The 23,141-nt window shown below is 65.8% G+C and carries 22 protein-coding genes; 11 read left to right on the top strand and 11 right to left on the bottom strand.

The window, feature by feature from the left end:
- Nucleotides 1–98 precede the first annotated feature (98 nt).
- Together VI234_RS14495 and VI234_RS14490 are read left to right on the top strand one after the other, a co-directional pair.
- Nucleotides 99–1,265, top strand: a complete 1,167-nt coding sequence (locus VI234_RS14495; protein ID WP_336330415.1) for a thiolase domain-containing protein — start codon at nucleotides 99–101, stop codon at nucleotides 1,263–1,265.
- The gene (locus tag VI234_RS14490) at nucleotides 1,262–1,648 is read left to right on the top strand and encodes a Zn-ribbon domain-containing OB-fold protein (RefSeq protein WP_008309108.1); all 387 of its coding nucleotides are present in this window, start codon (nucleotides 1,262–1,264) and stop codon (nucleotides 1,646–1,648) included. Before VI234_RS14495 ends, VI234_RS14490 begins: the two co-directional genes overlap by 4 nt.
- Before the next feature lie 3 nt (nucleotides 1,649–1,651).
- On the opposite strand, the gene VI234_RS14485 is transcribed toward VI234_RS14490, so the two are convergent.
- From VI234_RS14485 to VI234_RS14475, 3 genes are all read right to left on the bottom strand, one after another.
- Nucleotides 1,652–2,593 (bottom strand): alpha/beta fold hydrolase, encoded by a 942-nt coding sequence (locus tag VI234_RS14485; RefSeq protein ID WP_336330414.1) that lies wholly within the window; start codon nucleotides 2,591–2,593, stop codon nucleotides 1,652–1,654.
- Nucleotides 2,594–2,700: 107 nt separating this feature from the next.
- Nucleotides 2,701–3,759, bottom strand: coding sequence for a methylmalonyl Co-A mutase-associated GTPase MeaB (gene meaB / locus VI234_RS14480; RefSeq protein WP_336330413.1), 1,059 nt, complete (start codon nucleotides 3,757–3,759; stop codon nucleotides 2,701–2,703).
- Complete coding sequence (locus VI234_RS14475; RefSeq protein WP_004592670.1) at nucleotides 3,756–4,178, bottom strand: cobalamin B12-binding domain-containing protein; 423 nt, start codon at nucleotides 4,176–4,178, stop codon at nucleotides 3,756–3,758. Before VI234_RS14475 ends, meaB begins: the two co-directional genes overlap by 4 nt.
- A 178-nt stretch (nucleotides 4,179–4,356) precedes the next feature.
- Here VI234_RS14475 and VI234_RS14470 point away from each other — a divergent pair, with 178 nt between their 5' ends.
- Genes VI234_RS14470 through VI234_RS14455 form a run of 4 tightly spaced genes read left to right on the top strand, consistent with a single transcriptional unit; the run spans nucleotide 4,357 to nucleotide 7,289 of the window.
- Nucleotides 4,357–5,031 (top strand): glycosyltransferase family 2 protein, encoded by a 675-nt coding sequence (locus tag VI234_RS14470; RefSeq protein ID WP_008309102.1) that lies wholly within the window; start codon nucleotides 4,357–4,359, stop codon nucleotides 5,029–5,031.
- Between the two features lie 2 nt (nucleotides 5,032–5,033).
- On the top strand, nucleotides 5,034–5,420 hold the full coding sequence (locus tag VI234_RS14465) for a DUF2304 domain-containing protein (protein ID WP_008309101.1): 387 nt from the start codon (nucleotides 5,034–5,036) through the stop codon (nucleotides 5,418–5,420).
- Entirely contained in the window at nucleotides 5,413–6,270 is an 858-nt protein-coding gene (locus VI234_RS14460; protein WP_336330412.1) for a polysaccharide deacetylase family protein, read from the top strand. The genes VI234_RS14465 and VI234_RS14460 overlap by 8 nt, the downstream gene beginning before the upstream one ends.
- Nucleotides 6,267–7,289, top strand: a complete 1,023-nt coding sequence (locus tag VI234_RS14455) for a lysylphosphatidylglycerol synthase transmembrane domain-containing protein (RefSeq protein ID WP_008309098.1) — start codon at nucleotides 6,267–6,269, stop codon at nucleotides 7,287–7,289. The genes VI234_RS14460 and VI234_RS14455 overlap by 4 nt, the downstream gene beginning before the upstream one ends.
- Nucleotides 7,290–7,325: 36 nt before the next feature.
- On the opposite strand, the gene VI234_RS14450 is transcribed toward VI234_RS14455, so the two are convergent.
- From VI234_RS14450 to VI234_RS14440, 3 genes are all read right to left on the bottom strand, one after another.
- Nucleotides 7,326–9,113 carry an ArnT family glycosyltransferase gene (locus VI234_RS14450; protein WP_336330411.1) on the bottom strand — a complete coding sequence of 596 codons (1,788 nt, stop codon included), beginning with the start codon at nucleotides 9,111–9,113 and terminating at the stop codon, nucleotides 7,326–7,328.
- Nucleotides 9,114–9,155: 42 nt separating this feature from the next.
- The gene (locus VI234_RS14445; RefSeq protein ID WP_336330410.1) at nucleotides 9,156–9,842 is read right to left on the bottom strand and encodes a glycosyltransferase; all 687 of its coding nucleotides are present in this window, start codon (nucleotides 9,840–9,842) and stop codon (nucleotides 9,156–9,158) included.
- A gap of 69 nt (nucleotides 9,843–9,911) precedes the next feature.
- Entirely contained in the window at nucleotides 9,912–11,261 is a 1,350-nt protein-coding gene (locus VI234_RS14440) for an MFS transporter (protein ID WP_336330409.1), read from the bottom strand.
- A gap of 74 nt (nucleotides 11,262–11,335) precedes the next feature.
- Between VI234_RS14440 and VI234_RS14435 the strand changes: the two genes are divergently transcribed.
- Nucleotides 11,336–11,563: a ribbon-helix-helix domain-containing protein gene (locus VI234_RS14435; RefSeq protein WP_004518043.1), complete on the top strand. Its 228-nt coding sequence runs from the start codon at nucleotides 11,336–11,338 to the stop codon at nucleotides 11,561–11,563.
- Here the strand turns inward: VI234_RS14435 and VI234_RS14430 are convergent.
- Both VI234_RS14430 and VI234_RS14425 read right to left on the bottom strand, forming a co-directional pair.
- Nucleotides 11,560–11,895 carry a hypothetical protein gene (locus VI234_RS14430; protein WP_008309086.1) on the bottom strand — a complete coding sequence of 112 codons (336 nt, stop codon included), beginning with the start codon at nucleotides 11,893–11,895 and terminating at the stop codon, nucleotides 11,560–11,562. The two genes, VI234_RS14435 and VI234_RS14430, sit on opposite strands and share 4 nt — an antisense overlap.
- A 40-nt stretch (nucleotides 11,896–11,935) precedes the next feature.
- Entirely contained in the window at nucleotides 11,936–12,481 is a 546-nt protein-coding gene (locus tag VI234_RS14425; RefSeq protein ID WP_336330408.1) for a hypothetical protein, read from the bottom strand.
- A 163-nt stretch (nucleotides 12,482–12,644) separates the two neighbouring features.
- Here VI234_RS14425 and VI234_RS14420 point away from each other — a divergent pair, with 163 nt between their 5' ends.
- Together VI234_RS14420 and VI234_RS14415 are read left to right on the top strand one after the other, a co-directional pair.
- The gene (locus VI234_RS14420; protein ID WP_336330407.1) at nucleotides 12,645–13,034 is read left to right on the top strand and encodes a DUF2237 family protein; all 390 of its coding nucleotides are present in this window, start codon (nucleotides 12,645–12,647) and stop codon (nucleotides 13,032–13,034) included.
- A gap of 69 nt (nucleotides 13,035–13,103) precedes the next feature.
- Complete coding sequence (locus VI234_RS14415) at nucleotides 13,104–15,896, top strand: AAA domain-containing protein (protein ID WP_336330406.1); 2,793 nt, start codon at nucleotides 13,104–13,106, stop codon at nucleotides 15,894–15,896.
- On the opposite strand, the gene VI234_RS14410 is transcribed toward VI234_RS14415, so the two are convergent.
- The gene (locus VI234_RS14410; protein ID WP_336330405.1) at nucleotides 15,897–17,582 is read right to left on the bottom strand and encodes a PH domain-containing protein; all 1,686 of its coding nucleotides are present in this window, start codon (nucleotides 17,580–17,582) and stop codon (nucleotides 15,897–15,899) included. It abuts the gene before it with no gap.
- The gene (locus VI234_RS14405; protein WP_008309078.1) at nucleotides 17,579–18,040 is read right to left on the bottom strand and encodes a PH domain-containing protein; all 462 of its coding nucleotides are present in this window, start codon (nucleotides 18,038–18,040) and stop codon (nucleotides 17,579–17,581) included. The genes VI234_RS14410 and VI234_RS14405 overlap by 4 nt, the downstream gene beginning before the upstream one ends.
- 149 nt (nucleotides 18,041–18,189) lie before the next feature.
- On the opposite strand from VI234_RS14405, the gene VI234_RS14400 reads away from it, so the two are divergent.
- A complete protein-coding gene (locus tag VI234_RS14400; RefSeq protein WP_008309077.1) occupies nucleotides 18,190–19,257 on the top strand; it encodes a hypothetical protein in 1,068 nt (355 codons plus the stop codon).
- Between the two features lie 22 nt (nucleotides 19,258–19,279).
- Here the strand turns inward: VI234_RS14400 and VI234_RS14395 are convergent, their stop codons facing one another.
- On the bottom strand, nucleotides 19,280–22,030 hold the full coding sequence (locus tag VI234_RS14395; protein WP_336330404.1) for an ATP-dependent helicase: 2,751 nt from the start codon (nucleotides 22,028–22,030) through the stop codon (nucleotides 19,280–19,282).
- Between the two features lie 97 nt (nucleotides 22,031–22,127).
- Between VI234_RS14395 and VI234_RS14390 the strand changes: the two genes are divergently transcribed.
- Nucleotides 22,128–23,000: a dihydrodipicolinate synthase family protein gene (locus VI234_RS14390; protein WP_008309075.1), complete on the top strand. Its 873-nt coding sequence runs from the start codon at nucleotides 22,128–22,130 to the stop codon at nucleotides 22,998–23,000.
- The last annotated feature ends 141 nt before the right edge of the window (nucleotides 23,001–23,141 follow it).

The raw sequence follows: 23,141 nt of genomic DNA, 5'->3' as shown, positions 1-23,141 counted from the left end.
AACCCATACCCCGTTTTTAGGCGTTTATGGCCCCGAATATGCGCTAATTAAGCATCCGAGCAGTAGGCATTTAAGCCGTCAGCGCACACTGGGAGATAATGTCAGACCCACGTATCGCCGGGGCCAGCGTGACACATTTCGGGAAACACCCCGAGCGAACCGGCCGAGACCTGTTCGCCGAGGCCGGACTCGAAGCGCTATCGCAATCCGGAATCGACCCAGCGGACGCTGAAGCCCTCTATTACGGCAACTTCATGGGAGAGCTCGCGGAACACCAGGGCCATCAGGGCCCGCTTATGGCCGAGGCCATTGGCCTGGACGTTCCGGCGACCCGCGTCGAAGCGGCCTGTGCATCTGCCGGCACGGCCGTTCGTGAAGCCGTCAAGACGATCCGGAACGGCGAAGCGGAGGTCGTCGTCGTCGGCGGCGCGGAACGGATGACCAATATCGGGACGGCGGCGGCGACGGACGCGCTCGCTATCGCCGCCGACGACCTCTACGAGGTCCGCGCCGGGATGACCTTCCCCGGGGCGTACGCGCTGATGGCCCGGTCGTACTTCGACCAGTACGGCGGCTCCCACGAGGACCTCGCTCACGTCGCCGTCAAGAACCACGAGCACGCGCTGGTCAACGAGCACGCCCAGATTCAGCAGGAAATCACGGTCGAGGACGCGATGGAGGCCCCGACGATTGCTGACCCGCTGGGGCTCTATGACTCCTGTCCGATTACCGACGGGGCCGCGGCCGCCGTCCTGACGACGGAGTCCTATGCCGAGGAACACGACCTGGACGCCCCAGTCGCCATCACGGGGACCGGGCAGGGTGGCGACAATCTCGCGCTACAGGACCGCCCGCACCTGGCACAGACGCCCGCCGCCGACAAGGCCGCCGAAGAGGCCTATGGGGACGCCGGCGTCGGTCCAGACGACGTCGACTTCGCCGAAGTCCACGACTGTTTCACTATCGCGGAAGTGCTGGCAATCGAATCGCTGGGCTTCTACGAGCGCGGTGAGGGCATCGCCGCGGCGCGCAACGGGGAGACGACCCGTGACGGCGACCTCCCGATAAATCTCTCGGGCGGGCTGAAAGCCAAGGGCCACCCGGTCGGCGCGACCGGTGTCGCCCAACTGGCGACCGTTGCCTGGCTCCTCGACGGGTCGCACCCGCGGGCCGACGCCGTCCCGGACAGCACCGTCGGCGTCGCGCACAACGCGGGCGGCACAGTGGCGTCTACGACCGTCCACGTCATGGAGGTGCAAGAATGACTGAATCCGCACGAGACGGCGAGTACGACGACTGGCTCGACAGCATCGAATCGGACGACGGCTACTACCTCGAATGTTCGAACGGCCACGGCTGGCTGCCGCCCCGACGGGTGTGCCCGCGCTGTCACGACCAGGAACTCTCGGCGGTCGATCTGCCAGAATCCGGCGAAATCGCGAGCCACACGACGATTACCGTCCCGACGCCGCAGTTCGAGGACGACGCGCCCTACGTCACCGCCATCGCCGACTTCGGACCGGTTTCGGTCACGGGACTCGTCCGCGACGTGGACCCGGACGACGTTGCCATCGGCGACGTGGTCGGGATCGACGTCGGCGAGCGCGTGACGACCGGCGACAGAGCCGTCGTGTTCCGGCCGCGCTAACACTCAGTTCTCGACCGTTACCGAAGTCACTCTGTCGCGGACCACGTCGACGAACTCACCGGGGTGTTCGACGTGGGGCAGGAGCAGCGAGTCACCGAACACGACGAGCATCGCGTCCGCCTGTTCGGCCAGGTCGCGACCCTTCGACAGCGGCGTGATGTCGGCGTCCTCACCCCACACCAGCGTCACGGGCACGTCGAGGCTGGCCAGTGTTTCACCGAGGTCGTCCTCCGGGTCGAGGAAGCCGGAGACGAACGACGCCGGCGCGAACCGCGCGCCGGGCTGGTGGCCGCTCTGCCACTCGTAGTCGACGACGTCCTCGGTGAGATTGTCCATGTCGTAGTAGCCGTGGTCGGCGTGGAAGTGCCGGATGGAGGGTTTCGAGACGGTAAGGTTGTAGATGGCCTCGCCGATGACCGGCGCGCGGAGCAGCGAGCGGAGTCCGACGTTGCGACTCCCCATCGAACTGTCTGTCGGGCAGATGAGGATGAGTTCCTTGACGTCGACTTCCTGTGCCGCGCTGGCGGCGTAGGCCCCGGTCAGCGACGACGCGACGACGGTCGCGTCCGTGGTGGTGTCCTCAATGAAATCTCGTACGAACGCCGTGTACAGCGAGGCCGAGTACAGCAACGGCGGCCGGTCGGTGTGCCCGAATCCCGGCAGGTCCGGGGCGATGACGTGGTAGTCCTCGGCCAGCGTGTCGAACACCGTGTGGAACTCGTGATTGCTGGCAGCGGCGTTGATGCCGTGGCACAACACGAGGTCCGGGTCCGACGGGTCCCCGGCTTCAGTGTACGCGATATCGAACCCGCGCCAGCGGTACGTCCCCTGTTCCCCGTCGAGCATCGGTTCGAACGCGCCGGCCCGCGACTGCAGTACGCGGTTGGCAGCGGCTGTCGCGCCGACCGCACCAACGACCGCCCCGAGCGCCTTGCGGAGTCTCATACTGATATCTTGGGGCCCGGAGTGTGTTATACATGCTGGAAGAACGTCAGATAACTGTCGCTATCGGCCCGGGCAAACATGGTTCCGCAAACGCGACAGTTCCGAAGTTAGCTCTCGTCGCGGCGCTCGTCGAGACACGCACGGAGCGGCGCGAGGACCTCGTCGACGACGGTGTACGGGTCGGTGTCGCGCTCGATGACGGCATCGACGTAGTGCTCGATACCGCCGCGGCGGTCGAGTTCGTCGACCAGTAGTTCGTTGGCGTCCTCCCGAAGGAGGGTTCGAATCTCGGCGGCGAAGCGCTCCCGCGCCTGCCCCTCTCGGCGGCCGGTTCGGTCCAGATATTCCCCGTGGTTGGCCAGCGCGTCCAGGAAGTCCTCGACGCCGTCGCCCCGATTCGCAACCGTCTCAACGATGGGTGGATTCCACGTCTCCGACTCGTCTTCCTCCTCATCGAGGTCGTCGTCGGACGCGTCGCCGTGTTCGGGGGCGAGTTCGGTCGGGCCGTGATGGCCGGAGTTCGGCCGTCCGCTCCGCCCCTGCAGCATCTCCCGGAGTTGCTGGACCGTCCGGTCGGCTCCGTCGAGGTCGGCCTTGTTGACCACGAACACGTCGCCGATTTCGAGGATACCGGCTTTGAGCATCTGTACGTCGTCGCCGCTCCCCGGCGGGACCAGTACGGCGACGGTGTCGGCGGTGCGGACGATGTCGACCTCGTTCTGGCCAGCGCCGACCGTCTCGACGATGATCTTGTCCTTGCCGAACGCGTCAAGCGCGGTCACGGCGTCGGTCGTCGCCGTCGACAGCCCGCCCAGCGAGCCCCGGGCAGACATCGACCGGAAGAACATGTCCATATCGCCCGCGTTCGAGGCCATCCGTATCCGGTCGCCGAGCACTGCGCCACCGGAGAACGGCGAGGACGGGTCGATAGCGATGACGCCGACGGTCTGGCCCTGCTCGCGGTAGGTCGCCGCCACCTTGTCGACCAGCGTGGACTTGCCCGCACCGGGGCTGCCCGTGACGCCGATAACGTCGGCTGTTCCGGTGTGCTGGTGAAGGTCGGAGATGATCTCCCGATACCCCGGCGAGCGGTTCTCTATCTGTGTGATGACTCTGGCGAGGGCGCTGTGCTTGCCCGCGAGCAGGTCAGCGACGAGGTCGCTCATCGCTCGGGCGCGTTCTCGTGGATGTAGTCGATCATCTCCTCCATCGACGCGCCCGGGCCGAAGATCTCGTCGACGCCCTGCCCGCGGAGTTCCTCCTGGTCGTCGTCCGGAACGATGCCGCCGACGAGGATGAGGCGGTCGTCGAACGCGTCGTACTCCTTCAGCCCGTCGAGAATCTTCGGGACGAGCGTGTTGTGCGCCCCGGAGAGGATGGAGATACCGACGACGTCCACGTCCTCCTGTACGGCGGCCTGCACGACTTCGTCGGGTGCTCGGTGTAGCCCCGAGTAGATCACTTCGAAGCCGGCGTCACGGAGCGCCCGCGCGATGACGTGTGCGCCCCGGTCGTGCCCGTCGAGTCCGACTTTCGCCACCAGACACCTGATGGTCCGTTCCGTCTGCTCCTGCTCGACACTCATGCCAGTACGTACCGCGCGGTGTGTTTTCATTCTTGCCCTATTCATCATGACTTATGTCGATTACGAGCCCCCTCGGGGAATGAACTATGCTGCCGGGTCGAGTGCGGGCTCACAGACCAGAATAGGACCATTCCATAGAACGACAATTCTAAGTTCGCTGCTAGCGGCGTTTCCACCAGTGCGAACAGTCGCCGTCATCCCCGCGTACAACGAGTCGTCCACCATCGGGTCGGTGATCGACGGAACGAGCCGCTACGTCGACGAGGTGGTCGTCGTCGACGACGGGTCGTCGGACGACACCGCGGCCATCGCTCGCGAGCACGGCGCACACGTCGTCACACACGTCTTTAACACCGGCGTCGGCGGAGCCGTCAGGACGGGCTACCAGTACGCGATCCGCCACGACTACGACTTCGTCGTGCAGGTCGACGCCGACGGGCAACACGACCCGGAGAAGATTCCGACCCTGCTTGACCACGCCGCGGACGCGGACATGGTCATCGGCAGCCGCTATCTGAACGAGAGCATCGACGACTACCCGCTCATCAGGCGGCTGGGAATCACCTTCTTCACGACCGTCGTACGGAAGCTCGGCGGCATCGACATCACCGATGTGACGAGCGGCTTCCGCGTCTACCGCGTGTCGGCGCTACAGGACATCCTCCACCGCTCGGACAACCACTGGGCGGTCGAACAGACGCTCGATGCAGCCCAGCGCGGCCACCGAATCGAAGAGGTATCGATAGAGATGCCGATCCGGGACGAGGGCGAGTCGCAGTTCAGCCTCGACACGCTCGTGCTCTACCCGCTACGCATGACTGACACGGTGTTTCGCGTCCTCCTCTTTCGCTAATCATGGTCTTTGGATTCGACTACTCACTGGTCAACCTCCTGTCGCTGGTCGTCGGGCTGGCCTTCCTCGCGAACGGGTACATCATCGTCAGAAGCGAACGCGAATCGCTAGAGCTGTTCGTGATGTCGCTGTTGCTCGGCGCGGGGCTCATCGTCGTCGCCATCGTCCCCAACGTGTTCGAGGTCGTGGCGCGGCTGCTGGGGCTGGAACTGAAAGCCCGAGCTATCCTCGTCATCTCGAACCTGACGCTGTTCGTGGCAGTGACGTACCTGCTCAACCGCATCGGACATATGTACGACCGGCTGTCGCGGCTGAACGAGGAGCTGAGCCTCCTCCGGAGCGAACTGGAGGAACACCAGCTACAGACCGAGGACAAGCAGGATGAGTAATCGCGCGGTGCTGTCGATAGATTTCGAACTGTTCACCCAGACACCGGCCTACCGGAGCGCGTCGGGGACGACTGACCGCGACGGCGTCGGCCTCGACGGCGGCCGGTTTTTCAGGGAGATGCTCGCGGAGTACGACGCGACTGCGACCGCGTTCGTGGTGTCGTCAGTCGCCCAGTCCCACCCCGACGCCGTGCAGGCGCTCGCTGACACGGGTCTGGAAATCGCCTCGCACACGCACACCCACCAGTTGCTTTCGGACCTCGACAGCGACGGGAGACGAGCGGAACTGAGCCAGTCGAAGGACGTGCTGGAGCAGGTCACCAACGAGCAGGTCTCCGGGTTCCGTGCGCCCGCCTTCGACATCACTGACGACCACTTCGACCTGCTTGCCGACACCGGGTACACGTACGACTCGAGCGTCGTCTCGAGCCGGTCGATTCCGGGGTGGTACGGCGGCGAGTACGACGTCCACGAGCCGGTTCCAGCGACGGCGGTCCGTCCGAACGCGCCGGACACCATTACGGAGTTCCCGGCGAGCGTCATGCCCGGCCTGCAGTTGCCCCTCACCGGGACCTGGCTCCGGTTTTTCGGCCCGCGGTACACGGTTCTGGGCATGAAGCTGCTGGCCCGCCGGGGCATCACGCCGATGCTGTACGTCCACCCGTGGGAACTGGTGGACCTGCCGGCTGTCGAGGGAGTGCCGACGCGGGTGTACGTCAGGACCGGCGACTGGATGCGACGGGCCGTCGAGCGGATATTGCAGCAGGACTTCGAGTTCACGACCGCGCGGGCGGTGCTGGCGGATGGCGAAACGGTCGCGACACGGCTACACAGGGGCGAGACGCCGTGACGAGCCGGGCTCGTGATCTGGGGATCACGGTCGCCCAGTACGGTCTCGCCGTCGTTGCGCTGGCGTGGCTGCTCACCCAGTTCGACATCGCCAGCGCGGTCGACCTGCTCGCCGGTGTCGATAGCGAGACGGTCCTCGCTATCCTTGCTATCAGCGTCCTCGGCATCTGTGGCCGGGTCTACTCGTGGTACGCGGTGATCACCCCGCTCGCACCGGTTCAATTCCGGACAGCCGCCGGGACGACGCTCATCGTGAACTTCGTCAATCAGTTGCTCCCCTCGCGGCTCTCGGGACGGCTGGCCGCGCCGTTCGTCCTCCGGAGCCAGACCGGAATGGCCTACAGCGACGCCGCCGCGGCGTCGGCGCTTCACACAAGCATCTTCGCGATCTACTACGGTGTCGCGGCGACTGCAGGCCTTATTTTGGCGATTCCACTGCTCCGGCTCGAACTAATTTTGCTATTGGCGCTTGCGACAAGTCTCTACTTCGCGGCCGGCCTCGCGATACTGTTTGGCGGCCTCAATCTCTCCTATCTGGATCGGCTCATCGGCTGGCTGTCGGGAGTCGCGGTCCGGGTTCCACGCGTCGGTGAGGGACTCGCGGCGCGGCTCGACGGCCTGCTCGAATTTACTGACAGTTCGACCACGACGTTTCGGTCGCTCGCGAGCGAGCCGGCAGTGTGGCTCCGCTACGCGGTCGGCTGGGCCGTCGACCTCGTGCTCGCGCCCGGCGTCCGCGTCGGCCTGCTGCTGGGGAGTTTCGGCGTCGCGTTCGAACCGCTGGTCGCGTTGCCGCTGTATCTCCTGGTCGCATACACCGTGACACTCCTGCCGCTGACGCCCGGCGGCATCGGCATCACCGAGGCGACGGCGACGGCGGTGTTCGTCGCGCTGGGCATTCCGGCGGAGGTCATCATCCCCATCATCTTCGTCGACCGGTTCCTCAGTATTTACCTACCCTCGCTCGCGGGCTGGTATCCCTCCGTTCGACTCGATGTCACGTCATTGACGACGGAGTAGTCGGCGGAAAACGGAGCGGGAAGTCGAGAAAACGGCTCAGAACGGCGGATGCCGGCTCGTGTCGCACTCGCCGTCACGTTCCAGAATGAGAGTGTACTGGTTCGCCGCGAGTTCCTGCTCGTCGGCGAACTGGTCCGTGTGCGGGACGACGCCGAGTCGGAGCAGGTCGGTGAACGAGCCGGGGGTCGGTCGCTGTGGCACGAAGTTCGGCGGCCGTTCCCCGAACTCGGCGGCTATCCTGTAGTTGTACTCCTCGTTCAGGAGGGCCCGGAGGTAGGTCGCCTGTGCGTCGCCGTTCCGGTAGTAGGTGTCCTCCTTGAGATACAGCAGGTCCCGATATCCGACCTGAATGTATCGCGGACACGCCATCGCCTCCTCCGCCTCCGAGTCCTGGCCGGCGACGTGTCGGGCAGTCAGCGAGTGCGGGATGGCGGTGTCCTGAATGTGGACGCGGTACGTCTCCACCACGTCGCCCTCGTCGCTGTTGTCTTCGAGCCACGCCGTCGCCTCGTCCCGAGGCATCGACGCGAATTGGGCCGTCCCGATGCCGGCGTAGACGGCCGTCGTCACCAGTAAGACGGCCATCACCGGGCGGGCGAGACTGGTCGAGCGCTCGCGGAGTTGCACCAGTCGGCCCCCGACGAGTAAGGCGATGAGCGGGAACGTCGGCAGGAGGTGGTGCACGCGGAAATCGTGCCACTGGGAGAACATCGCGATGTAGGCCACCAGTCCCGTCAGAACGAGGACGGTGCCGTGGAAGGCGGAACCGCGGTCGCGCAACGCGGCGACGGTCGCCACGACGCTGGCCGCGGCCGCGGCAACCAGCGGCAAGCCGAGCGCGCTGAAGTAGCCACGGAGGAACCACCACCACATCGGGGCGTCGGGGCCCGTCGGGTGACTCATCCGCGAGGTCGAGCCGCCGAACACCCGCTCGATGAACGGTTCGGCCCCCGCCACGAGCGCGGTCGGGAACCCGAGTATGATCATGACGAACCCGAGCAGTGCGCCACCCAGCAAGAGTTTCGGCCGGTACAGCGTCTCCGTCAGCGTCGCGTCGGCGGCATGGGCACGCAACAAGAAGGCGACGCCGATGAGGAGGATGACCGGCGCGGCCGTCAGCTTGAACGCGATGGCGACGCCGCCGGCCGCGCTCGCCGCCAGAAACAGCGTCCCGTCGTCCGTCTGGACGTAGCGGACCAGCAGGTACAGCGCCAGCAGGACGAACGCGAGCGCCGGCATGTCCTCGCCGGCCTCCTTCGAGATGGTGAGGAAGCCGAAGGTCAGCGAGAGCACGACGGCCGACAGCCGGCCGGCGTTGCGGCCCTCGATTGCAACGCCGAGGCGGTACGTGAGGTAGACGGCACAGAGTGCGGCAACGACGTTGGTTAGTCGGATGAAGACCAGACTCCATGTCCATATCCACTCGGGCGTGGCGGCCCAGACTTCGTAGTGGCCGAACTCCCAGCTAGGGAAGGCAATCGTGGTGAATGCGCCCAGGTCGCCGGTGATGGCGGCGACGAGCACGACGGGGAGGATAGCCAGCGCATAGAGGTACAGCGTCGCGCCGAAGGGGGCCCGGCCCCACTCGACGCCGGCTTTGAGCCCCTCGAAACTCGGTTCTTCGAGGAGCGAGCCGTAGACGACCATCGCGTCGAGCAGACGGCTGTACTCGTCACGGGTCGCGAAGTTTGGGATGCGGTGCCAGAACCAGAACCCGACCATAACAGTCGACAGCAGGAGCACGTAGCGGAGATAGGGGTCGTCCCGGAAATCCGACCGTACCTGTTCGACAGCACGTCGGGACAGTGACCGCCAGCTACTCATCGTGTCACTGCTCCGGGGTGTGCGTTGAAAAGGCTACCCTTCTCAGAAGTAGTCGGCATCGAACTCCCGACGGAGGATGTAGTGGTTCGCGTACCCGCGGACGTACTTCGCAAACAGCGAGAGATATCCCTCGTCGGCCTCTCTGCGGGCCGACGTAGCGACACAGGAGTCGGCGTCGTAGACGATTCGGCCGTACTCTTTCATCCGCAAGGAGAGCTCCGTGTCCTCCATGAACGGGATGTCCTCGTCGAAGCCGCCCGCGGCCTCGAAGGCGTCGGCCCGGAAGCTACAGTTGAAGCCCGGTTGCTGGACGAAGCCCAGCGGCCACGAGACGCGATACCAGTAGTCCGACAGCAGTTTGAACAGCATGCGGTGTTTGAGGCTGTCTTCGAGCGGGCGTGCGGGGCCACCGACCCCCACCACCTCGTCGTCGGTGTAGTGCCTGAGATGCAGGCGGACCCAGTCCTCGGGGACGACTGTATCGGCGTCGGTAAACAGCAGAATCGGCGCTGTCGCGGCCGCCGCTCCGCGGTTTCGGGCAATTCCCGCCCCGCCCTCGTCGCACCGAACGACAGTATCGACGAAGGGCGTGTCACGGGCCACCTGTTCTGTGCCGTCGTCGCCGCCGACCACGACGACCAGTTCCACGGGCTGTGACTCGAAGGGAGCCAGACAGCGGGCCAGCGACTCCGCCTCGTTGTAGGCCGGGACGATGACTGCGGCGTCCATCTGAGAGGCAGGTACATCGCACAGACAGAAATAGCAAGCGATGCGACGGCCTGTCCCGGTCTCAGGCAGTCACGAACGCCGCGCGAGGGCGGTTCCCGCGAGGACGGCGACAAGGGCGATGCCGGCGAGCGTCCCGAACAGCGCCGTCGCGTTCGCAACGGCCAGAATCGACCCGGCCAGCCCGCCGCCGAGCGCGCCGACGCCGAACACGCCCAGATACGTGTAGCCGTACGAGAGTCCGCGCGTGCCGGCGGGCGTGTACTCCGCGACTGCGGCCTGATACATCGGCTGAACGACGAAGAGGGCGACGCCCAGAAGCGCACCAAGCACCGCTAACGGACCGAAGCCCATGGCAGACACCGGAACGAACAGCACTGCAAGGAGGGCAAGCACCAGGAACGAGCCGGCGATACCGTACTCGACGGGAATTCGGTCGCTCAGTTTCCCGCCGGCGTACTGGCCGAACACGCCGATGAGCAACAGGCCGGCGTAGAAGTAGTCCTGTGGCTTGAGCGTCTGGCCCGTTCCGGCCTCGATACCGAGCGCCGACAGGACGCCGGGCGGTAACAGCGTCTCTATCGGGATCGGTTCGAAGCCCGGCAGGTCCCGCAGGAGTTCCGGGAGGAAGGTGAGGACGCCGCGGTAGTACAGCCCCGAGCACATGACGACGACGAACACGAGCAGGAAGCTCCCTGTCAGCAGGTGCTTGCTCTCCGTGAGGAACTCCCCGAGCGAGTCGATACCGCTGCTGGCTTTCGACCCGCCGTCAGTTGCGGCCGTCACCGCCGCCGTCTCGTCGAAACTCGCTCGCGAGGCGTAGACGGCGGCGAGCAACGCGGGAACGCCAAGGACGAGCGCGACCGTCCGCCACTCGGCGACCAGCAGAAGAATTGCGGCGACGAGCGGGCCGAGGCCGATACCGAGGTTCCCGGCGACGCCGTGGTAGGCCAGCCCGGTTCCGCGCTGTTCGACGCCTTTGCTGATGAGCGAGAGCCCCGCTGGATGGTAGACGCTGGCCGAGAGGCCCCAGAGGACCAGCGCCAGCGCGATAACGACCATACTCGGGGCCAGTCCGAGCAGGATGTACGAGCCCCCCATACCGAGCAGACAGCCCGTGATGAGCCGGCGGGAGCCGATACGGTCGACGACGATACCGCCCGGGAGCGCGCCGGCCCCGAACAGGCCATAGCCCAGCGTTACGATGACGCCCACGGTCGCCGTCGTCACGTCGAACTGGGCGATGCCGAGGTTGATGAGGTCGAACTCGGTGAGCCAGATGACGACGAATATCGGGACCGCCATCTCGTAGGTGTGGACGAGTCCGTGTGCGAGCATGACCAGCGCGGTGATCGCTCGGTCGTTCGCGTTCACACTCTGGTTCGTGTCGGCCGCCGGCAAGTGTGTGACGGTTCCGCGCATCTGCGCGTGCGCCTTTTTCACCCCTCCCAAAACCAGGGGTGGGTTTTTATGTCCGAACAGTATAGGCGGCAAGTGTGAGCAAGATCAAGGTGTCACTTCCGGACCAGGTGGACTCGGACATCCAGCGACTCGTCGAACAGGGCGAGTTCCTCAACCGCGACCAGGCCGTCGAAGACCTCCTGAAGCGAGGGATTTCGGCCTACAACACTACGACGGAAGAGACCGAGACACTCGACGAAGAGATTTTCGACCAGACGGCATCCGAACAGCAGGACCCCGCGATGCAGGACGATTTCCTCTAGTCGCGGTTCTGTGAGAGTCGGCCGTCGTCCTCGGATGCCCGCTGTCCGGAGCCGTCGTTTTCCTGCCGACGTTGCTTCATTTTTGCGCCGGGTTTCGGACCCCTGTCGAACGACTCGTACGGCGTTTCCGCGATGCTCTCCGGGATGATGTACCACGCGAGCGCGCCGCCGGCAGCGGTTCCGCCGACGAAAATCCCGAGTACGGTCAGCAGTTCGGCACCGCCGTACATCGTCACCAGCCCCATCGAGACGCCGATCAGAAGTGCGAATCCGACCTGCGTGTATCTGAGAAAGCGTCGCCGGTCGGCGTCCGTCATCGAGGGGCCGACCATTAGCGCCCCCCGAAACCGGTGGCGCGCGTCGGTTCGGCCATCAGTAGAAGCCCCGCGCTACGTCTTCCTCGATGACGTCCTCGAACTCCGCGTCGAGTAGTTCCTCCGCTTCCTCGAACGTCTCCGTGAGTTCGGTCATCTGGTCGGGCCGGTCGTGGTGGTCGAACTCCATCGGGCCGTAGGCCGGGGAGTCCATCGCGTCCATCATGTCCTCAAGCAGCGCTTGCGGCGACGTGGGTGCGTCCGCGTGGGTTTCGAGTACCGTTTCGAGGTTCTTGGCCTTCTCCTTGGCGTCGTCCTCGTCTGCCGGTCCCTGCTGGACGCCGAAGATGCCCGACCCGTCGTTCGGAAACAGCAGGTCGATGTCGTCGTCGATACGGCGGGCCACCTGGGACCCGACGCCCTGTACCTCGAAGGGGTTCTTCGCGTAGGTCTTGAGCTGGTAGACACCGGCGTCGGGGTGACCGAAGTAGATGTCCTCGCCGATACCGTTCGCGCGGTCGCCCCCGACGGCACGCCAGTCCCCCGGATTGGCATTGCTCTCCATCACGTCTTCGAGAATGTCCTGCCAGTCACGAACGCGCATTGTCAGTTTCCCGTTCGGCCTGGGCCAGAATGAACCCATCGGTCCTGACTGCCACAGATGCCGGACGATGGCTACCGAGAACGGCGACGAAGCAGCGGCGCGAAAGTCGGTGAACGAGCCCCGCAGGCGAACGGCTTTACCCTGCGGAACAGCCAGACGTAGTATGGAAAGCGAACGCAACGTCCTCGGCGGGGAGCTGGCCCGCTGCTCGATGGACCCGGAGACGGGGTTCATGCGCGACGGCTACTGTTATCCGCTCCAGCGCGACCCGGGTCGACACGAGATCTGTGCCGTGATGACGGCGGAGTTTCTGGAGTACAGCAAGGCCCAGGGCAACGACCTCGTGACGCCGCGGCCGGAGCTGAATTTTCCGGGTCTGGACCCCGGCGACCGCTGGTGTGTCTGTGTCCCGCGCTGGATAGAGGCCCACGAGGCCGGGCGTGCCCCGCCGGTGAACCTCGACGCGACGAGCGAGGACGTGCTCGAGGACGTGTCGCTGGAGACGCTACAGGAGTACGCTGCTGACTCAGATGTCGATGCGACCGGCGAGTGACCTGCGGCGCGAACGACTTTTGAGGGTCCGCCCCCTCGCTTGGGCCGTGCAACAGGGGAGGGCCAACCCGTGAGCGCGGACCGCGTTCGCGGCGTCGTCGTCGACATCGAGGAGCCGAAGACGGTGAACACCCAGTACGGCGAAAGCGACCTCTGTGAGGTGACGATTCGGCCCGAGCGCGGGGCCGGCGAGCCGACGACGGTGACGCTCTGGGGGAAGTGGACCGAGAACGCCGCGGTCATCGAGACGGGGATGGAGATCGCCGTCTACAACCCCGACGAGCGGGAGTACCGGGGCGAGCAGCAGTACTCCGTCGGCGGCGACGCCACCCTCGTCGTCCAGCCGGACTTCCTCGTCGACGTGACCGACATCCGGGCGTGGGTGCAGTGCCCGCGGATGTACTACCTCCGGAAGCTCGACGGCGCGGAGCACGCCTATCCGCTGGTGAAAGGGACCGTCGTCCACGAGGTGTTCGGCGACCTGCTCCGTGGTCGGGACCTCGACACCGCTATCGAGGAACAGGTCGACGCCGCGGGGCTAGACATCGGCCTGCTCGGCCGGGAGGCCGACGAGGTGGCCGGCGACGTGCGCGACCACGCGTCGGCCATTCAGGGGTGGCTCCAGCAGGGGACGCTTACAGAAACCGATGAATGGCGCTCCGAGATGACGCTCATCTCTGAGCGATTCGGCATGAAAGGGCGGGCCGACGCGGTCCGACGCGGGATGCCCGTCGAACTCAAGACTGGCAAAAACACCAAGCGGGAGCCACGGTTCCAGGACAAGATTCAGGCGACAGCCTACGCGCTGATGCTTGGGGAGCGCGCGGCCGGTGCGGGCAGCGCTGTCGACGCCGCGCCGGACACGGGCACGCTCCTCTACACCAAGAACGCCGCCGTCGACCGAAACGAGGAGAGCGGCGACCTCTCGCCGGCCAAGGAGTTCTCCATCGGGAGCGGCCTGCTGAACTACGTCGTCCGGACCCGCAACGCGATTGCGGCGCTGGAGTACGACTCGGGCGTGCCGACAGGCTACGAGGCCAACGCGAAATGCGAGTACTGCTTCGAGCAGGACACCTGCATGGCCGTCTCCGGCCGACTCGATCAGGAATCCAAGGCCGGAACGGTCGGCCGAGCGGTGCCGGAGGAGGAACTGGACTACTTCGAGCGGTTCTACACGGCAATCGAGGCCGAGCGCCGTGCTGTCCACCGGGAGTACGCGAAGCTCTGGGAGCAGACGCCCGAGGAGCGGGCCGACAACGACCGGGCGCTCATCGACCTAGAACCGACCGGTCGCCGGGAACTCGACGGCGGCCGCTGGGAACTCCGGGCGACCGGGACGGGAGCCGTCTCGAAGATCCGCGAAGGCAATCTCGTGCTCGCCAGCGACGGCGACCCGGTGACCGGCAACGCCGAACTGGCCCGCGTCGAGCGACTGGGCAACGAGGCACCACGCGCTTCGGATAGCGGGAACGGCACCGCCGTGAACGAGGAGATCGTCGTCACGGCCGACGAGCCGCTGGACCTCCGCCGGCTGGACGTGTATCCCTCCGAACTGACGACCGACCGGCTCCAGAACGCGCTCCACGACGCCGTCCTCCTCCAGTCGCCCGAGCAGAAGGACGTGCTGTTCGGCCGGCGAGAGCCGGAGTTCGATCCGGTCGCGGAGACCTTCATCGACAACAACGCCGCCCAGAACGAGGCCGTCCAGCTAGCCGTCGGCGCTGAGGACTTCGCGCTCGTCCACGGGCCGCCGGGGACCGGAAAAACGTACACGCTGGCGCGGATGGTTCGTGCCTTAGTCGAGGGAGCGGGGCAGCGCCCCGCCGAACAGGCGAGCGGGGAGCAGGGCGACCCGCGAGACCGAGGCGACCGCGTCCTGCTCTCGGCGTTCACCAACCGCGCCGTCGACAATCTGCTGGAGGCGCTGGAGGACCAGGGCTACACCGACATCGTCCGCGTCGGGACGAAGAGCGGCGTCCGCGAAGATATGCAGAAATACCGACTGGAGACCAGCGGCGACCCCGGCGAATGTGCGAGTCGGCTCCAGAGCGCGCAGGTCGTCGCGGCGACCACGGCCACCTGCGGCGGGAGCACGCTCCAGACCCAGGAGTTCGACGTCGCGGTCGTCGACGAGGCCGGCCAGCTGACCGAACCGGGGACGCTCGCGGCGACGACGCTCGCCGACCGATTCGTGCTCGTCGGCGACCACCAGCAGCTCCCGCCGGTGGTCCAGTCCGAGGACGAGACGCTGACGACATCGCTGTTCGAGCGGCTCATCGACGCCCACCCGGACGCTGGCGTGATGCTCGACCGCCAGTACCGGATGGCCCAGCACATCCAGGCCTTCGCCTCGCGGGAGTTCTACGACGGTCAGTTGCGGCCGGCGACCGGCGAGGTGGCCGCCCAGCGACTCGACGACCTCGACGGCGTCTCGACGGCAAGTTTGCCCGAGTGGCTCCGGGACCGCGTGGCCTTCGTCGACCCGGACGGAAGCCAGGTCGGCAACACCAACCCCGACGAGGCCGACCGGATCGCCGACATCGTCGCGTCGTATCGGTCCGCGGGGGTTCCGGCCGACGACATCGGTGTCATCGCGCCGTACCGCGCCCAGGTCGCGGAGATTTCGAAACGGCTCCCGGACGTGACCGTCGACACGGTCGACCGGTTCCAGGGGTCGAGCAAGGAGGTCATCGTCATCTCTTTCGTCGCCACCGGGACGCTCGACAGCCCCATTTTCGAGGATTACCGGCGCATCAACGTCGCACTCACGCGAGCGAAGAAGGCGCTCGTTCTCGTCGGCGACGGCGACGCGCTGGCGACCGACGAGGTGTACGGCCGGATGGTCGAGTGGGCGCGGGGCTGACTACGCGTCCGCGTCGCCGGCCCTATCGCCCGTCCGCAGCCCTGCAACGTGTGCGGTGAGGCGCTCCCGAAGCGTGTCTCTGAGTTCTTTTGCGGTGTCTTCGTCGATGTCGTACACCCGAGCGACGCCGCCGAGAAGGCTCGACGAACTCGCCGTGTCGGCCCCCACAGTCGCCAGGTCGCGGCGCCGCTGGAACGGCGACCGCGTGACGAACACCGTCTGGAGCCGGTAGTACGGGACGATGCGTGTCGTTCGTCGCCAGAACCCGCTTCGGGTCGCCAGCACGGACTCGCCAAGGTCGTACCCACGGTGTCGCCAGCGGAGGTGAGCTGCCGGCGCAACTGTGAGGAAGAGGAGTGCGGCGACCCACCAGTAGCCAGTCTCCAGCAGCAGTGTGTCGAGGGCGTAGGCGACTGCGGTGAGGCCGGCCGCGGCCAGCGAAAAGCGGGCGAGATACCGTCGACGGGCGCGTTTCGGCGACCGGTCGAAGTCGAGGTCGCCGAAGGGCTCGATATCGCGGGCCAGTTCGTACACTTCTTCGCGGGGCGCGAGCGGGACGGCGACGCCCTGCGTGGACTGCTGGTTCCCGCCGCTGTAGCCGGCCGTCTCGACGGCCAGCGTCGCGTAGCCGAACCGCCGCATCAGGACGTTCTCGCGGATGGTAACCGTCTGGACCTTCTCCAGCGGGATGTTGCCGCTGTAACGCCGCAACAGTCCACGCTCGTACCGGAGGTCGTCGTCGGCCTGCGTGAGCTGGAAGCCGTAGTATTCGATGACCGTCAGCGCCACGCTGACGACCAGTGCGAGCAGGAGGAACTGGACGACGGAGAGCGCAGCAAAGACCGCGAGCCGCGTGGTTTCCGGTGAGCCGGTCAGCCAGCGAACTACCGGCCCGCTCAGCGATGCGCCGGCAAGGGTCGCATTGAACCGCAGAACCGCCCAGACGACGTCCATCCCAAGCGGGAGTGACGCCAGCGTCAGGACCGGCGCGGCCGGCCGAACGGAGACGAGCGCGTACGTCAGGAGTTCGCGCTGGGTGAACGCGAACAGCAGCGACCCGTCCGGCTGGTCGCGTTCCGCCGTGTCCGATTCGGAAACCGGTTCCCCGAGGTCATTCCTCGCCTGAGTGTCGCCAGCGTGTGTCGGTTTGGGGCCGGTCACGCCGGGCAGATCGGCGTGGGCCGACCGGCCAGGTGTCGCAGCTTCGGACACCGCGTCGGCGGTGGCTGTCTCTGCCTGGGCGGCCTGGTCCCGGTCGTGGGTCCGCACGTAGTTCCGCAGGCGTTTGACCTCGGCCTCGTCGACTGCGTCCAGCGTAGCCTCCGTCGCGCTGCCACCGGCCGTCTCGAAGCGGACGATTGCGAGTCCGAGCAGGCGGTTGAGGATGTTCTGCTCGACGTCTAAGTTCTGGACGCGGCCCAGCGGAATCTGGCGGGACTGCCTGGCGAAGACGCCGGATTCGACAGTAAGCGTGTCGCCGTCGAGTTCGTACTGAAAACGGAAATAGCGCGCCAGCGCGTAGCCGCTAAACGTCAGCGCGCCGAGCAGGCCGAGTAACGGAACCGCGAACGCTGGCAGTCCGAACATTCCGGTTCCCAGTGACCCGCCAAAAAAGCCGAAGAAGCCGCCTTGCAGCGCTGCTCGGGCGACTCGCAGGACGGCACTTCGGGGGTGGAGCCGGTTCATACCGCGTCCGTGGCCTCGCTCTCGTTCGCGAGGTCACGGAGCTGCTCGCGCAGTTCGGTGGCTCGTTCGGGCCGCAGTCCGGGAATCGTGATGTCCGCGCCGCGGGTCCCGGCAGTGTAGACGACGACGCTCGCCAGCCCGATGGCGCGCTCTACCGGGCCGCGAGTGGTGTCGACGTGCTGGACACGAACGTACGGGACCGACGTGTCGGTCCGGGTCACGACACCGCGGAGGAGAAAGAGTGCGTCGTCCTGCAGGTCAAAGCGCCAGATTCGGTGGGCAGCGATTGCGTGGACGATACCCAGCACCACGAGCACGACCCAGCCGCCGACGACCACCGTCTGTGGCAGTGAGACCGCGAACCGGTCGACGAGATAGGCGATAACACCGAGTACCGACGCCTGGATGACTGTCGACAGAACCCACAGCAGTCTCACCCGCGGGTGGAGCGACTCCATGTCTCACCCGTGGGGCCGGCCGCGGATTAACGGTTTGGCTCAGGGGCGAAATTGGAAGAATTTTGACCGAGACACTGGGTCGAGTAGGGCCTGAATTGTCCGAAACTTCCAAAAATCTCCTTGTATAGTCCCGACGCCGGACAAAGCGTATGTCACGAACCCGACGGACGTTTCTGACGACGCTCGCTGCTGCAGGTGTCACGCTCCCGCTCGCGGGCTGTACGGGAAGTGACGACGGCGGCGGCGCAAGCACCGAGGCAATGACCGAATCGATGACAGCGGAGGACGCGATGACCGAGGGCGATGGCGAGTCAATGGGAGCGGAAACTGACGCGATGGACGAGGAGATGACTGAATCGATGGACAGCGAGATGAGTCCGACCGACCCCAGCGAGGCGCCGCGGGCCAGCATTGACCGGTTCAGCGACAGCGCCGGGATGTTACACCGGCGCAGCCAGAACGACGCGCTGCCCGGCCCCGACGAACCGATCGACTTCGATTCGCTGTTTCTGACGCAAGGATATGGCCCAGGCGGGGACGGCATCGAGTACTACGACTTCGACGTGCAGTCGACCCAGCCAGCGCCCATCTACGCCCTCTTCTACGAGAACGGCGATCCCGTCGAGGGACAGTTGAACATCGTCGACGTAGTCCCTGGCGACGAGGGGTACAACGACTTCTGGCAGGTCCACATGGTGACTGTCCCCGACGACTACGAGGCCAACACGGTGACGAGCGTCGATGAGATTCAGGCTGCCGGCTTCGATATCTCGCCGACGAGCACAGTCAAGAACTGTCCAATCGTTCCCGACGGGTCAACGGCGTCGATGCGTCACAGCGCGGATGAAAGTCCCGCGTCGCCTGTTGAGGGCTGGTACGAGGGCGAAGTCGTCTCGTACTTCCTGTTCGAGGAAGCCAGCCTCTCGCTGCGTGACGGCTCCGTTCCGCTGTCCCCGATTTACGTGAGCTTCAACACGAACCCCGGCGAGGACGGTGGTGGCCCGGCCTCCGGATTCATGTCCGAGGAAGGCAACGACCAGACACACAACGTCACGGCGACGGTGCCCGGCGACGACGCATACTCGCCGCTGTGGTCGGTGAACATCTACGACAACGCCGATTTCGCCGCCGTTTCCGACCTCGACTCGGCCAGTTCGGCGACTGTCCTGAACGCCGGCGCAGCCACCGTCAACTGTCCGGTCGTCTCCGAAGAGTGAACGCGACCCGGACCCTCTTTCGTCAGTCGTCGGTCGCAACGACTCCGTCGTCGGCGTCTCCGTCCGCAATTTCGTTCAGCACTCGCTGGTGGAACTCCTGTAAGACGGCCGACTCGTCCTCGGCGAGCACCACGTCGCTGGCCATCAGCGTCGCGAGGCCGAAGGCGCGCGGCGACGGCGAATCGACGCGGGTCCGGACCACGTCCACGTCGCCATCCTGTATCGCACGCAGGACCGTCTCGATGCCGTCGACGTTGAGCTTGTCTTCCAGAATCTCGCGGTAGGTCTCCTCGACGACGGCGAAGTCCCCGAGGTCCTCGGCGAACCCCAGCAGCATCTCCGAGGACACCTGCTGTTCGCTGGCCGACTTCTCGTACCCCTTGTAGCGTTTGAGTATCATCAACGACCGTGTGGCGTTGATGCGGAAGTACCGCTGGAGGAGGTCGGTCCCGTCGAGGCTGGCCCGCAGGTCCTCGCGGGCCGTCTCCGGGTCCAGGTCGTTGACGATCCGCGCGATATCGACTTTGCGGTTCAGCGGCATCGAGAGCGTGAAGCCGTTGTCGGCGACGGCGACCTGGACGTTCGCGCTGGCCGCCCGAGCGATGTGATACGCCAGCAAGCGCGAGAAGCCGTCGTTGAACCGTCGGCCGTAGTTCGAGTGGACGTGGTAGTGACGCTCGTACTCGTCGTGGTCCAGCGTCTCCTCGATGACGAGTCGGTCGGTCGTAGCCACGCTGTCCGGTCCGGCGTACGCCACCTGCTCGCGGAACATCCGCGCGATGGCCCGGACGCTGTTCTCGTCGATGGGAAACTCCCGGAGCCAGTTGCGGACTTCGGACATTCCCCCGTCGGCCAGTCGGTCAAGCAGTTGTCCCTGAAAGTCGAGAATTTCGCGGCCGAGGTCATACGACAGCGGGAGGCGCTCGGAGAACCACGACGGGACGGTCGGGCGGGCGGCGGTCCGGTCGACGTACACCTTCGACCCGCGGCGGTAGCGGTACTCGAAGTTGTCCCCGCCCAGCACGAACACGTCACCTTTCTCCAGCGTGTCCAGATACGACTCGTCCAGTTGGCCGACCCAGCTATCGTCGCTGCGGGTCACCACGTCACAAGTAAAGGAATCCGGAATCGTCCCGATGTTGGTCATGTAGATGACCCGCGCGAGCCGGCCGCGCTTGCCGATGAGGCGCTCGCCCACGTCGTACGCGTCGTAGTGGTGCTCGCCGTCGGGCGCGTCGTTGGTGTCCCGCCAGATTTTGGCGTAGACGTTCTTGTCCTCCATCCCCGGGTAGTCGGCGGTCATGTACCGCATCAGCTGTTCCCAGTCCTCGTCGTCGTAGTCGCGGTACGGGTAGGCTCGCCGGAGGACGCTCTTGAACGTGGCCTCTGGTCGAACATCGTTGATTGCCATGCCGTAGATTTGCTGGGTCGCCACGTCCTGGGCGTTCTCGGGGATGAACACGCGGTCGACGAAGCCCCGCTCGGCTTTTTCCAGCATCACCGCACACTCCACGAGTTCGTCGCGGTCGAGTGCGATGACGCGGCCCTCGACAGTCTCGCCGAGCTGGTGGCCGGCGCGGCCGATGCGCTGGAGCAACGCGGCGACGGACTTGGGCGACCCCACCTGCACGACGAGGTCGATGTGAGGCATATCGATTCCCAGTTCGAGGCTGGTCGAGGTCGTCACCACATCGAGTGACCCCTCCTTCAGCGACTCCTCGATGTCGCGGCGCTTCTCCTTCGAGAGCGAGCCGTGATGACAGCCGGAGTTCGATTCGTCGTAGTCGTCGAACTTCTCGCGGAGATTGTGGAGGACCCGCTCGGCTCCCGAGCGTGTGTTCGTGAACACGAGCGTGTTCGTATGCGATTGGACGTGCTCGTGGAGCTGTTTGTAGAAGCGCTCGGTGACGATGTCGCGGGGCGTGTTGATGAGGTCGTCGGCCGGACAGGACAGCTCCATGTCGAAATCGCGGGCAAAGCGCGTGTCGACGATTTCGTAGTCCCGTGGGTCGCCGCCGGGCTCCTCGCGACCCACGAGGAACTCGGCGACGGTGTCCAGCGGCTCGACGGTGGCCGAGCAGCCGATGCGTGTCGGCGGTTCCTCGACCATCTCCTCTAAGCGCTCCAGGGACACCGAGAGGTGTGTCCCGCGCTTGTTCTCGGCGAGGCTGTGAATCTCGTCGACGATGACGTACTCGATGGTTTCGAGTTTCTGCTTGAACTTCGGGGAGTTCAGGAGGATAGCGAGGGTCTCCGGCGTCGTATTCAGGATGTGGGGTGTCGTCTCCAGCATCGCCTGGCGCTCGCTGTCGCTGGTGTCGCCGTGGCGAATCGCGTGCCTGATTTCGACGTCCTCGCCGCGCTCGTCGAGTTTGGCCGTGATGCCGTCCAGCGGCTGTCCGAGGTTCCGGTGGATGTCGTTGGCCAGCGACTTCAGCGGCGAGACATAGAGGCAGTAGACGGAGTTCTCAAGCTCGTCTTCGCGGGCCTTCCCGAACAGTTCGTTGATGATGCCGGTAAAGGATGCGAGGGTCTTGCCGCTCCCCGTCGGCGCACAGATGAGAGCGTTCTCGCGCTCGTGGATGAGCGGGATGGCCTCCTTCTGTGGCGGCGTGAAGAAGCCGCCGTTGCCGGGGACGAACTCCCCGAACTGCTCGACCCACCACTCCTGGACGACGGGCGCGAGGCGGGAAAACACCTCGGCGTCGTCGATGTCGACCGCCTCCGGGTCGAAGTCCGGGTCTGTCGCTGCGAGACGCTCGCGTCCTCCCATTGTCGGTTCTTACCGACCAGTAGGACCGCCGCGGCAAGTGGGTTCCGCCCTATCGACGGGGAAAACGTCTAAGCGACCGCCGTGTCTGACCTGGTGCATGGCCGAGTCCTTCGACGTGCTGACGCCGCTGGTGACGCCGTTCGACGCCGACGGTGACCTCGATGTCGCCGGGCTGGAATCGCTGGTCCGGCACGTCGCCGCGGCCGGCGTCGACGGCATCGTTCCCTGCGGGACGACCGGGGAGTTCGAGACGCTGTCGCCACAGGAGTACCGGACCGTCGTCCGAACCGCGACGGAGACAGCCTCCAACGATTGCCGCGTCATCGTCGGGACGGCCGCGACCGACGTCGAGACGGTGCACGACCGAATGCAGTTCGCCGCCGAGCAGGGTGCGGACAGTACGCTCGTCGTTCCGCCGTATTACGGCGGCCAGGCCAGCGGGGCGGGCAACGAGGCGTTCTTCGAAGCAGTTCTGGCCGACGCACCGCTGCCAGTCTACCTTTACAACATCCCCGAGGCCGTCGGACAGGAGCTGTCCGTCGAGACGGTCGCCGCGCTCGCCGAATCGGACACCGTTGCGGGACTCAAGGACTCCTCGGGCGACCTGCCGTACGTCACCGCGGTCCTCAATCGAACGCCGGAGGACTTCACCGTCTATCAGGGCCACGACGGCCTGTTCGTCCCGTCGCTCGTGCTGGGCGGCGACGGCGGCGTCAGCGCGCTCTCCCATCTACTGTCCAGCGAGCTAGAACGGGCGGGCACCGCCGTCGCCAACGGCGACGTGGCGGAAGCCAGAACGGTCCAGCGGGAGATCCTCTCACCACTCTCAGAAGCGTGTGCCGAGTTCGGCTTCGCACCCACTGTGAAGGCGCTGCTCGCCGACCGCGGCATCATCGCCCACGCGACGGTGCGGCCGCCCCGGGACTCGCTCTCTCCGGACGCAGTAGAGTCCGTAACCGGGATGCTGTAGTGGCAATCAGACCGCACTATACTCAGTCGATCACATCGGGTTAGAGTAAGCGTCTGCTTGGAGAGGATGTGCAGTCAACCCAAGCAGACAGCGAGATAGAGGAAGAGCACCTGCTTAATTTTGTCGTCAACAGTCTCGAAG

The sequence above is a fragment of the Haloarcula sp. CGMCC 1.2071 genome, assembly GCF_037078445.1.
GTDB lineage: Archaea > Halobacteriota > Halobacteria > Halobacteriales > Haloarculaceae > Haloarcula > Haloarcula amylolytica.
The sequence above is the reverse complement of the archived record's forward strand: the minus strand, read 5'-3'. Positions and strand labels throughout refer to the sequence as shown.

Excerpts from the sequence above, each read along its gene's own strand:
- VI234_RS14495 (WP_336330415.1), top strand. The coding sequence starts at position 99 with ATGTCAGACCCACGTATCGCCGGGGCCAGCGTGACACATTTCGGGAAA.
- VI234_RS14490 (WP_008309108.1), top strand. The coding sequence starts at position 1,262 with ATGACTGAATCCGCACGAGACGGCGAGTACGACGACTGGCTCGACAGC.
- VI234_RS14485 (WP_336330414.1), bottom strand. The coding sequence starts at position 2,593 with ATGAGACTCCGCAAGGCGCTCGGGGCGGTCGTTGGTGCGGTCGGCGCG.
- meaB (WP_336330413.1), bottom strand. The coding sequence starts at position 3,759 with ATGAGCGACCTCGTCGCTGACCTGCTCGCGGGCAAGCACAGCGCCCTC.
- VI234_RS14475 (WP_004592670.1), bottom strand. The coding sequence starts at position 4,178 with ATGAGTGTCGAGCAGGAGCAGACGGAACGGACCATCAGGTGTCTGGTG.
- VI234_RS14465 (WP_008309101.1), top strand. The coding sequence starts at position 5,034 with ATGGTCTTTGGATTCGACTACTCACTGGTCAACCTCCTGTCGCTGGTC.
- VI234_RS14460 (WP_336330412.1), top strand. The coding sequence starts at position 5,413 with ATGAGTAATCGCGCGGTGCTGTCGATAGATTTCGAACTGTTCACCCAG.
- VI234_RS14450 (WP_336330411.1), bottom strand. The coding sequence starts at position 9,113 with ATGAGTAGCTGGCGGTCACTGTCCCGACGTGCTGTCGAACAGGTACGG.
- VI234_RS14445 (WP_336330410.1), bottom strand. The coding sequence starts at position 9,842 with ATGGACGCCGCAGTCATCGTCCCGGCCTACAACGAGGCGGAGTCGCTG.
- VI234_RS14440 (WP_336330409.1), bottom strand. The coding sequence starts at position 11,261 with ATGCGCGGAACCGTCACACACTTGCCGGCGGCCGACACGAACCAGAGT.
- VI234_RS14430 (WP_008309086.1), bottom strand. The coding sequence starts at position 11,895 with ATGGTCGGCCCCTCGATGACGGACGCCGACCGGCGACGCTTTCTCAGA.
- VI234_RS14425 (WP_336330408.1), bottom strand. The coding sequence starts at position 12,481 with ATGCGCGTTCGTGACTGGCAGGACATTCTCGAAGACGTGATGGAGAGC.
- VI234_RS14420 (WP_336330407.1), top strand. The coding sequence starts at position 12,645 with ATGGAAAGCGAACGCAACGTCCTCGGCGGGGAGCTGGCCCGCTGCTCG.
- VI234_RS14410 (WP_336330405.1), bottom strand. The coding sequence starts at position 17,582 with ATGAACCGGCTCCACCCCCGAAGTGCCGTCCTGCGAGTCGCCCGAGCA.
- VI234_RS14405 (WP_008309078.1), bottom strand. The coding sequence starts at position 18,040 with ATGGAGTCGCTCCACCCGCGGGTGAGACTGCTGTGGGTTCTGTCGACA.
- VI234_RS14400 (WP_008309077.1), top strand. The coding sequence starts at position 18,190 with ATGTCACGAACCCGACGGACGTTTCTGACGACGCTCGCTGCTGCAGGT.
- VI234_RS14395 (WP_336330404.1), bottom strand. The coding sequence starts at position 22,030 with ATGGGAGGACGCGAGCGTCTCGCAGCGACAGACCCGGACTTCGACCCG.
- VI234_RS14390 (WP_008309075.1), top strand. The coding sequence starts at position 22,128 with ATGGCCGAGTCCTTCGACGTGCTGACGCCGCTGGTGACGCCGTTCGAC.